1 protein-coding gene is annotated in these 667 nt (G+C 38.2%); it reads right to left on the bottom strand.

Going from position 1 to position 667, the window contains the following annotated elements; translation table 11 throughout:
- Positions 1-667 (bottom strand): RNA-guided endonuclease IscB (iscB, locus tag FFO06_RS20740; protein WP_201275512.1); only part of this gene is annotated, 667 nt, incomplete at both ends.

The following is a 667-nucleotide window of genomic DNA, read 5'->3' as shown; positions in this document are numbered from 1 at the left end:
GCAAGATTGTCTAGAACCGTGACCGTTAGCTGTAATTAGCAGTGGTTTAACACCTTTGATATTGAGAATTGGAGTTGATTTACCAACACAAGCGGCATCAATCCAATGTGTTTTTTCTAATTGTTGTTGACTACGATTAAATTTAGTTAAACCTCCTGAACCTGTTTCTACAGGTAGTCCGGTTGCTTTTAGAACTTCTAGTAATGCAGTACGAGTCGTGTTTACTGCTGCTGCATCAGCCAGTGGTCTTTTAGCTTGCTTCAAGATTTTTTCTAACTTTGAAGGGTCTTTTTTGAGAAAATCTTTGATGTCTTTCGTTCCCTTTTTGGTGTTACACTTTTCACAACTTAAAGTGAGATTTGTAATTGAATTACTACCACCCTTGGCTCGTGGATGAATATGTTCTATTTGAAAAGGAACGTCTTTTACTCCACAGTAAGCACATTGTCTACCCCACTTTTCTAGCAAGTATTCTCTGGTTTCGTAACCAGCTAAAGTTCCCTGTTGATATTCCTGGCCTTGAATATCAGGATTAGCCATTAACTGCATATCAAACCTGACTAATTCTTGACTAATAGCCTGAATTGGTGCAAGTTTACGCAATCTTTCAACCCAAGTTTTAATATTATCAACTCGACTTTGTAGGCTCGGTGCTAACCATCCTTCT

The sequence above is a fragment of the Dolichospermum planctonicum genome, from assembly GCF_005402965.1.
Lineage (GTDB): Bacteria > Cyanobacteriota > Cyanobacteriia > Cyanobacteriales > Nostocaceae > Dolichospermum > Dolichospermum planctonicum.
Note: the sequence above shows the minus strand (reverse complement) of the source record. Positions and strands in the feature narration are given on the sequence as shown.